This is a genomic window from Methanosphaera sp., from assembly GCF_016282985.1.
In the GTDB taxonomy this organism is placed as follows: domain Archaea; phylum Methanobacteriota; class Methanobacteria; order Methanobacteriales; family Methanobacteriaceae; genus Methanosphaera.
Genome location: NZ_JAEELZ010000096.1, coordinates 1 through 8029, shown reverse-complemented (window position 1 = coordinate 8029; position 8029 = coordinate 1). Strand labels below are relative to the sequence as shown.

Below are 8029 nucleotides of genomic sequence, written 5' to 3'. Positions count from 1 at the left end.
CAAACCAGTAAGGAGGGTATTTTTATGCGTTATACATTGGAATTTAAAAAGAAAGCGATAGATATGTATCGCAAAGGTAAATGGATTGACACTCCTGAAGGAGTTAGTCAAAAGAGATTTCGTGCGGAAATTCGAGAATGGGTTCGCTTGGAGGAACAAAACAGTATAGATGTTCTAAAACATAATACTCAAAACAAAGTATGGTCTGCTGAAGATAAATATGAGTTAGTAGCTCGTGTAATTGCAGGTGAGTCATATACTTCCGTAGCTATATCGGCTGGTATAAATTCTGGTTTGTTGTATCAATGGGTTCGCAAATATAGGGAACAAGGTTATAATGGTCTTGTAAATACGAAGAAAGGTAGACCATCAAAGAATCCTATGAAAAAAGTAAATTATAATAACCCAAGAAAAATAGAAGAGTCAGAATACGAGGAATTGATAAGACTACGTGCAGAAAACCAGTATATTAAGGCGGAGATTGAAGTAATAAAAAAAGAGATCGCCTTGAGAGAAGAAAAGGAAGCTGCGCAACTCAAGGCGAAAAAGCAGCAATCGTCAAAGAACTTGGTGAAGAAGGATTCCCAATAAAGATACTTCTAAAAGCAATGAATTTGTCTAAATCAACATATTACTTTGAAATAAGTAAAGAAGATAAAGTGGCTATCAGAAATGAAGAATTATGTAATAAGATTAATGAAATATTTACTTATCATAAAGGACGCTATGGAGTAAGAAGAGTCTATCATGAATTAGCTAATCAAGGGTATATCGTTAACCATAAACGCGTACAAAGATTAATGGGTAAAATGGGATTATTTGGTAGAAAGCCAAAAGAAAAATACCATTCATATAAAGGAAATATAGGCAAAACAGCAGATAATATTATAAATAGAGATTTTAAAGCAAACTATCCACTTCAAAAATGGACAACTGATGTATCTCAGTTTAACTTTTCATGGGGAAAATGCTATTTATCTCCAATTTTAGATATGTGCAATAATGAAGTGATTTCTTATAACTTGTCATTAAATCCAAATTTAAGCCAAGTGAGTGATATGCTTGAAAAAGCGTATGCAAAGTTTCCTAATTTAAAAGGATTGGTATTTCATAGTGATCAAGGCTGGCAATATCAACATGAATCATTTATTGAATCATTAAAGAAACATGGTATTATCCAATCAATGTCTAGAAAAGGTAATTGTTATGACAACTGTATTATGGAAACATTCTTTGGAAGAATGAAAACTGAAATGTATTATGGGTTTGAAAAAGAATATAAATCATTTGAAGAGTTTTCTAATGCAGTAGATCATTATATGAATTATTATAATAATGATCGTATTCAAGAAAAAACAAAATGGATGTCTCCTGTACAATACAGGATAACATCCATGTGTTTAGAATAAATTCAAATTTTAACGTGTCCAGGATTCTGGGTACACATCAAATTACCTCTTTTTTATTAAAGTGTCACCATATTAAATCCTTCTGTATCAATTTGTGAATATCCTTTATATTTTCCATATGATACATAAGCCCATTGATATCCATCTGATGAGAAATCTTCATCAAACGCTAATATTGTAGCTTTTTCTCCTTTAGGAACTGATGTTAATACTTTACCATTAACTTGAGAGTTACGAATACGAAACTTTGAATTTTTTGCATATAAATATAATGTTCTATTGGATGTGCATATAAATAAATTTTCCTCATATACATTTAATTTAGCATAACCAATTGTTCCATTATAATTTACTTTTGCCCATTGAAACCCATCAGATTGATATTCATCTAATAATTCAATAATTGTTGCATACTTGCCTTTAGGTACATTCACTAATAATGAACCATTATTAGGTTTACTTAAAATTTTGAAATTGTTTTCTAATGCAAGCAAATATAATCCAGGTGTTTTTGGCTTTACAGGAGGAATTGAAGGCTCTGAGTTTTTAGTTGGTCTGAAAATATAATAACCGTTATCACCCAAAATAAAATTATTAAAATCTCTTTTAATTCGAGCTGTATGAACTACAGGTGTATCTTTAGTTTCACCTTGCTTTTCCAAACATAAATTTTGTTCAAACATTTTATTGTTTTTCACTACAATTCCTATATGACCACATAATTCACCGTCCCAATATCCTTTATTAGGACATACAACAATATCGCCAGGCTTTGGGTCATTTACTTGTTTTACAATTCCTAATTTAGGAAGCTCTGTAACCCATGTCTTAGCATGGCCAGATGGAATTTTGTTTGAAGCTACATCCAAACAATCTCTAGCATATACCTGAGCTAATCCAGTACATTGTCCCATTCCTTCTTCATAAACACCTACTCGTTTTCCTTCATATTTTTCAATAAATTCATTTAATGTCATTCCCATATTTACTTTTCCTCGACTTTCTTTTTAGTTGTGTAATAGAACGTTAGTACAATAGAAACAAGAGGAATAAATTCTTGAGAAGAAATATGATTTGTAAAGAAACCAACGATCAATGCTGCTACTAATACCATAGCTAAAATTGCTTTAAAATCTAATTCTTTTTTCATGTGTCATCCACCCTTTCTATGACTAAAAGTTGAATGACATCGCGATGTCTTCTGTAACTGTTACGGCTATATCTTACTCCAAAAAATTTTTAAAGATAGGGATTGAATTTGATTTAAAATTTTGCTTAGTCGATGAAATAAGGACATACAATAAAAATAAAATTTTATCACATTATTAGTGTATGCTAATGTTTAAAATATAATGATTAATAGATAATTTTTTTTAACTTGAATATTATATAAAATGTTATATAATATATTATATATAATGTTATATTTAATATAATATAGGAGGCGTTATGGGAAGAATAATTTCTATTTTAAATCAAAAAGGAGGAGTTGGAAAAACAACATCAACTTATAACCTAGCTACATGCTTAGCAAAATTGAATTACAAAGTTCTGATGATTGATTTAGATCCTCAGGGTTCACTAACTTTAATGACAGGTAATGATCCAATGGCATTTGATAATACAATCATGGATATATTTGAGCGAAAAAACATAAATGATTGTATTAATAATTTGCCAATTAATAACTTATCATTTATTCCATGCAACATTAAATTATCTAAATTTGAAAGAACAATTCTGAGAACTTCATTTTTAAAAAGTGCAATTAGTAAAATTGGATTTGATTATGATTATATTTTTATTGATTGTCCACCAAGTTTAGGAATGCTAACTTTGAATGCTTTAACAGCTAGTGATTATATCATTGCACCAGTTGAAACAACACCATTATCTGTATTTGCTTTAGATGATTTAATGGATACTGTTAATGAATTACAAGATACAGATAATCCAAATTTAAAATTTGCTGGAGTTATTGCTACAAAGTATGCCAGTAATACAAAACTTGATAATGAAATGCTGAATGATTTAAAAAGAAAATATAATGTACTGGGTATTATAAAAAATTCAGTAGATGCAAAAAAAGGTATTGAAGATGGATTACCATGTGTAGAAATTTCACCTAATTCAAGTATTGCAAAATCATATAAAGAAATTAGTGAAAATTTAATAAATATAATATAAAATATAACATTGAATATTATATTGAATATTACATTAAATATTATAGGAGGCTATTATGGAAAGACCACAAGGAAAAACACATATCGTTGAAGAAATTAAAAATGCTAGACCTGGATCTAGTGATTCTAAATCATTAAATGGTTATAAAAAAATGTTACCATTATCAAATGACTTAAGAGAAAGAATTAGTCATGCTGCAAAAGAAAAAGGAATGAATGATACTGTATTCATTCGTTATTGCATTACAGAACAACTCGAAAAAATGGGTTTTTAAGCACCACAAAAAGCACCTTTTACAAAGGGTGTTTTTTATTCTCTGCTTTTATATCTGTTAATTTGATTTCTTATTGAAGAAACTAAATATGCATATTTATCTTTCACAGTTTTAGGATCAGTATCAAAATAAGTCAAGAAACTATCTACATATCCCCAACTTGTTTCCTTTAAGAATTCATCAAAAATAACATTATATGCATGAGCATCATTATATTCAGCAGTTGTAAGGAAACCTTTTCTAGCTAGTTTAATAACCATCCAATTTCCTGGTTCAACACGACTTGAAACTTGCTCTAATTGTTGTTTTAATTTTTTAATTTCTTCAGCTTGTTGCTTAATAATTTCAGCTGAATCATCTACTTCCTGAACTGAAACATGATTTTCAGCATTTATATAAATTCTACGTGTTTTTTTACCAGAATTTTCTATAATTACCATATTTGCATCAACAAGTTCCTTTAAATATCTTTGAAAAGAACGTAGTGAATACCTTAATTTTTCAGCTAAATGCTCATCAGATAAACCACACCATCCATTATCATTCAAATTGATACAATGATTATAGAAAAAACCATAAATTACCATTGCAGAATCTGAAATTCCTTTTTCTTTAGCTAATTCATAAAAGAGTGGAAAATATCTGTTATTTTTAGATTTAAAGTCGATTTTTCTCATATAAAAAAGTCCCTTCCCCTGTTAGTATTTTTGGTGTATACAGTCATTAACAAAAGAATAGGACATTAAATTTCAATTTTATTAATTGTCTAACACTTGAATTTGGTGTCTTCATGTGTTAATATTCTTTTGAAAATTAGGTAATTTTATTGTAGCACTTTTATATGGGGTGTTGCAACCCCGTTTCGAGTGGTGTCGGCGGGTTTTTTCTTTATTAGGGTATTGATGATAAAAATACCCTATTTTTTATTAATTTTATTAAATTATAAAAAATACTCTATGTCCTTATAAATAAAGGACTTATTCACCGCCATTCCTATGTCCGCCAAATAGGCTGTTCATAGCAGTGGGGGTTTTTGGCGGACATATTAAGAACAAAGGAAAAATAAAGTTAATTTTAAAGGTATGTTAATTTACAGGGAAACCATCCTAAAGAACAAAAAAAGAAAATGCGATTAAAAATCACACTATCTTTCTAAGTCATAGCCATCGTCACGATCATATGATACTACATGTTCTTGAACTGCCTTTGAATTATAATATTCAGACTCAGCTTCTTTAACAGTTTCTTCTTGCTCACGTGTTAAATAACTGCATAGTGTTGCAATGATTGGATTCTCAATAACAGGTTGTAATGCTTTATCGATGAATTCAACTATCTTTTCAAGAGTATCTTTTAGAATGTTGTTTTGATGTACCAGGTTGTCATTTTCCTGTTCAAGTTCTTTATTAGCTTGGTTTAATTCCTGTATTTCGACTTTAGCTTTATTCAATTCCTGTTGTAATTGCCCTTTTTCAGCCTCTAGAGATTTATTTAGAGAATTTACGTCTTCAAGTTCGTATTTTGCGACATAACGCTCTAAGACTTCGTTTCGGGCCATTAGAGAAATATTTGCCCTTTCGACCTCATAGTTGTGTTGATTGTCCCTGTTAACGTCTCTAATAGCCTCGTTTACGTGTTCTACGGCTTTGTTAGCCTGTTCAACCTGTTTAGAAGCATTCTCAAGTGCCTTGTCATAGTCCTCCTTAAGTACATATTCATGAGTTGGAGAGAAAATACCTCCTTCATGAAGAGTAACTACATTAACCTGTTCCTGTACTTGTAAAGGCTCAATTTCCTTTACCTGTTGTATTTGGTGAGCACCAAACCAGGATTCTACTTTAGTAGTTACTTCCTCGTTACGTTCGATTTCCTGTTCCTGTAGCCTAATTAGTTGCTGCATTGCTTCTTGCTGTTGCTGCAACTCATGTTGCTGTTGTTGTTGCTGTTCCAACTGCTTTTCCAATTGGCGTTGCTGTTCCTGTTGTTGCTCAATCGCTTGATTAAGTGTTGCAGAACGTTCCATAGTACGCTCTAAAGTAAGCTCCAGTTCCTCGACTTCACGAGAAGCTTCCTTTAGTACTTCAACACGCTCATGAAGACATTCACGCCCTGTTTGATAACTTATTTCAAATTCCTGTTGGATATAGTCATTAAAGTCCTGTTGAGCTTCACGGAACATTTCACGGGTATTAAACGCCTTTGAATTGATTCCTTTCTCGTCAGTGTAGCATGAAACGATGATGTGAGCATGATACAATGATTCCTTGATTACTTGATGACCTTCCTCGTCCTTTTCGAGACAATCACGATACTCGTGCTTCTCGTCCAGGTGGACGAAAGCACCATGCACGTTTTCCTCTCCATATTCCTGTTGGAACCACTCATACGCCTTTTCGAAGAATTCCTGTTGTCTGTCCTCCAATTGCTGAGGACATACGATATAAGCCGAGTCACAAATGACTCTATCAGACTTTACCCTTTTTGGTGGTATTTCACTATCTACCTCCCTGGTACGTTCCAATAGTCGCTCGTATGTTTCATCAAAGCTATGTGTACCAATAGTGTAATTCAAGTGGCTTAGCTCTGGATTAATGTTTTCGTTTGAGTGGTTAGCCGTTTCCCTTAGCTTCTGATCTAGATGCACTTTCATGCCTCCGACATTAGCTTGTGTCATCTTTTGGAAGTTGATTGATGCCATACTTAACACCCCTTTTTTAATGCTTTTAAATGCCCCTTTAAGTTGTAGATGATGATTCCATGTAGTTCACATGCTAATTCAAACAATTCATCATCGTCTTTCTTGTTATCTAGTTCTACTACGTGCTTGTGTAGTGTCTGCAAGTTGCTTATATTAGTTTCTAGTTCTTGTATTAATTTTTCTTTTGTCATATTACCACCACTTTCTTTCAGTCAATATTGTAGCATAAGAAGAGACACTAAGCAATGCTTAGGTCTAGCACCTTATACCTAAGCAAGCTTAGAGGTGCCATTTCATGGAGACCAGGGACGCCCTGGACCCTTATATAAAACTATTTTTATCGAATATCGTAATTAAAAATTTGCTTAATTTAATAAAATGTAGTACGATGTACTATGTAGAAAGGCGATGATATTATGGCATTCTCAATTCGTTTATCTGAAGAAGAAAGAAATTTAGCTAATAGTTATGCATTATTACATTCCATGTCTTTAGGAGAAGCATTCAAACGTGCATTATTTGAAAAAATTGAAGATGAGTATGATGTTGCTGTTGCTGAAGAAGCATACCAAGAATATTTAGATAGTGGATGTAAGGAAACTCCTATAGAAGAATTTTGGAAGGAATTAGAAAAGAATGTATAGTGTTAAAACATCAGAACGTTTCAAAAAAGATTTCGTAAAATTAGACAAATATACTCAAAAATTAATTAAATCATGGATTCAAAAAAATCTTGTAGGTTGTTCTAATCCAAGACAACATGGAAAAGGATTAACAGCTAACAGAAGTGGTCAATGGAGATATAGAATAGGTGACTATAGACTAATTTGTGAAATTAGAGATAATGAGTTAGTTATTTTAGCATTGAGTATAGGTCATAGAAGAGAGGTTTATAAATAATGAAAAAATTTTTTATATTAATGCTGTCATTATTTTTAATTAGTTGCAGCAAAAAAAATGAAGAAAACGTATTAAATCGTGATCAAATTATGAATGGAGATTTTTCATCTATTCTTGGAGAATATGAAAATGAACTTGGAAAAGTAAAAGAACTTAAAGATGAAGAAGGATTTGGAGACCCTAATGTGCAAATAGGTGTTGTTGAATATGATTCAAAACATGATATTTATAGAATCAACATGCATACATGTCCTAAAGATTCAGAATATTGTGAAGGAGGAGGATATCTCTTTGTAATTCCTGAAGGAGTAGAAATTGAAGGTTTAGAAACAGACACATCAAAAATAAGAATTAATTTCGGACAAGCTTATCCATATGAAATTGAAAGAATATACTATAAAAAATAAAAAGAGGTAAAATTGATATGTACCCTCTTTACTGGACAAACCAGTAAGGAGGGTATTTTTATGCGTTATACATTGGAATTTAAAAAGAAAGCGATAGATATGTATCGCAAAGGTAAATGGATTGACACTCCTGAAGGAGTTAGTCAAAAGAGAT

12 protein-coding genes and 1 pseudogene are annotated in these 8029 nt (G+C 31.4%); 7 read left to right on the top strand and 6 right to left on the bottom strand.

Going from position 1 to position 8029, the window contains the following annotated elements:
• On the top strand, positions 1 to 591 hold a 591-nt coding region (locus QZZ11_RS06170; RefSeq protein WP_292474505.1), incomplete at its 5' end, for a helix-turn-helix domain-containing protein.
• Positions 555 to 1409 carry an IS3 family transposase gene (locus tag QZZ11_RS06165; protein ID WP_292474507.1) on the top strand — a complete coding sequence of 285 codons (855 nt, stop codon included), beginning with the start codon at positions 555 to 557 and terminating at the stop codon, positions 1407 to 1409. The genes QZZ11_RS06170 and QZZ11_RS06165, both read left to right, overlap by 37 nt.
• Before the next feature lie 56 nt (positions 1410 to 1465).
• On the opposite strand, the gene QZZ11_RS06160 is transcribed toward QZZ11_RS06165, so the two are convergent.
• Positions 1466 to 2392 (bottom strand): CHAP domain-containing protein, encoded by a 927-nt coding sequence (locus QZZ11_RS06160; RefSeq protein WP_292474504.1) that lies wholly within the window; start codon positions 2390 to 2392, stop codon positions 1466 to 1468.
• A 2-nt stretch (positions 2393 to 2394) separates the two neighbouring features.
• Positions 2395 to 2559 carry a hypothetical protein gene (locus QZZ11_RS06155; protein WP_292474502.1) on the bottom strand — a complete coding sequence of 55 codons (165 nt, stop codon included), beginning with the start codon at positions 2557 to 2559 and terminating at the stop codon, positions 2395 to 2397.
• Between the two features lie 299 nt (positions 2560 to 2858).
• Here QZZ11_RS06155 and QZZ11_RS06150 point away from each other — a divergent pair, with 299 nt between their 5' ends.
• Positions 2859 to 3596, top strand: a complete 738-nt coding sequence (locus tag QZZ11_RS06150; RefSeq protein ID WP_292474500.1) for an AAA family ATPase — start codon at positions 2859 to 2861, stop codon at positions 3594 to 3596.
• A 55-nt stretch (positions 3597 to 3651) separates the two neighbouring features.
• Positions 3652 to 3870 carry a hypothetical protein gene (locus QZZ11_RS06145; protein WP_292474498.1) on the top strand — a complete coding sequence of 73 codons (219 nt, stop codon included), beginning with the start codon at positions 3652 to 3654 and terminating at the stop codon, positions 3868 to 3870.
• A 35-nt stretch (positions 3871 to 3905) separates the two neighbouring features.
• Here the strand turns inward: QZZ11_RS06145 and QZZ11_RS06140 are convergent, their stop codons facing one another.
• The 4 genes and pseudogenes from QZZ11_RS06140 to QZZ11_RS06130 form a co-directional block, all read right to left on the bottom strand.
• The gene (locus QZZ11_RS06140) at positions 3906 to 4547 is read right to left on the bottom strand and encodes a helix-turn-helix domain-containing protein (RefSeq protein WP_292474497.1); all 642 of its coding nucleotides are present in this window, start codon (positions 4545 to 4547) and stop codon (positions 3906 to 3908) included.
• A 467-nt stretch (positions 4548 to 5014) separates the two neighbouring features.
• Complete coding sequence (locus QZZ11_RS06135) at positions 5015 to 5791, bottom strand: hypothetical protein (RefSeq protein WP_292474495.1); 777 nt, start codon at positions 5789 to 5791, stop codon at positions 5015 to 5017.
• Positions 5792 to 6055: 264 nt separating this feature from the next.
• Positions 6056 to 6520 (bottom strand): annotated as a pseudogene (locus QZZ11_RS09315) (plasmid recombination protein); the annotation flags it as partial.
• A gap of 50 nt (positions 6521 to 6570) precedes the next feature.
• The gene (locus QZZ11_RS06130) at positions 6571 to 6759 is read right to left on the bottom strand and encodes a hypothetical protein (protein ID WP_292474494.1); all 189 of its coding nucleotides are present in this window, start codon (positions 6757 to 6759) and stop codon (positions 6571 to 6573) included.
• A gap of 225 nt (positions 6760 to 6984) precedes the next feature.
• On the opposite strand from QZZ11_RS06130, the gene relB reads away from it, so the two are divergent.
• Genes relB through QZZ11_RS06115 form a run of 3 tightly spaced genes read left to right on the top strand, consistent with a single transcriptional unit; the run spans position 6985 to position 7875 of the window.
• Positions 6985 to 7212: a type II toxin-antitoxin system RelB family antitoxin gene (relB, locus tag QZZ11_RS06125; RefSeq protein ID WP_292474492.1), complete on the top strand. Its 228-nt coding sequence runs from the start codon at positions 6985 to 6987 to the stop codon at positions 7210 to 7212.
• Positions 7205 to 7468, top strand: coding sequence for a type II toxin-antitoxin system RelE/ParE family toxin (locus QZZ11_RS06120; protein WP_292474490.1), 264 nt, complete (start codon positions 7205 to 7207; stop codon positions 7466 to 7468). The genes relB and QZZ11_RS06120 overlap by 8 nt, the downstream gene beginning before the upstream one ends.
• A complete protein-coding gene (locus QZZ11_RS06115; protein WP_292474489.1) occupies positions 7468 to 7875 on the top strand; it encodes a hypothetical protein in 408 nt (135 codons plus the stop codon). Before QZZ11_RS06120 ends, QZZ11_RS06115 begins: the two co-directional genes overlap by 1 nt.
• Positions 7876 to 8029: the final 154 nt, after the last annotated feature.

Excerpts from the sequence above, each read along its gene's own strand:
- QZZ11_RS06130 (WP_292474494.1), bottom strand. The coding sequence starts at position 6,759 with ATGACAAAAGAAAAATTAATACAAGAACTAGAAACTAATATAAGCAAC.
- QZZ11_RS06155 (WP_292474502.1), bottom strand. The coding sequence starts at position 2,559 with ATGAAAAAAGAATTAGATTTTAAAGCAATTTTAGCTATGGTATTAGTA.
- QZZ11_RS06140 (WP_292474497.1), bottom strand. The coding sequence starts at position 4,547 with ATGAGAAAAATCGACTTTAAATCTAAAAATAACAGATATTTTCCACTC.
- relB (WP_292474492.1), top strand. The coding sequence starts at position 6,985 with ATGGCATTCTCAATTCGTTTATCTGAAGAAGAAAGAAATTTAGCTAAT.
- QZZ11_RS06150 (WP_292474500.1), top strand. The coding sequence starts at position 2,859 with ATGGGAAGAATAATTTCTATTTTAAATCAAAAAGGAGGAGTTGGAAAA.
- QZZ11_RS06160 (WP_292474504.1), bottom strand. The coding sequence starts at position 2,392 with ATGGGAATGACATTAAATGAATTTATTGAAAAATATGAAGGAAAACGA.
- QZZ11_RS06120 (WP_292474490.1), top strand. The coding sequence starts at position 7,205 with ATGTATAGTGTTAAAACATCAGAACGTTTCAAAAAAGATTTCGTAAAA.
- QZZ11_RS06145 (WP_292474498.1), top strand. The coding sequence starts at position 3,652 with ATGGAAAGACCACAAGGAAAAACACATATCGTTGAAGAAATTAAAAAT.
- QZZ11_RS06115 (WP_292474489.1), top strand. The coding sequence starts at position 7,468 with ATGAAAAAATTTTTTATATTAATGCTGTCATTATTTTTAATTAGTTGC.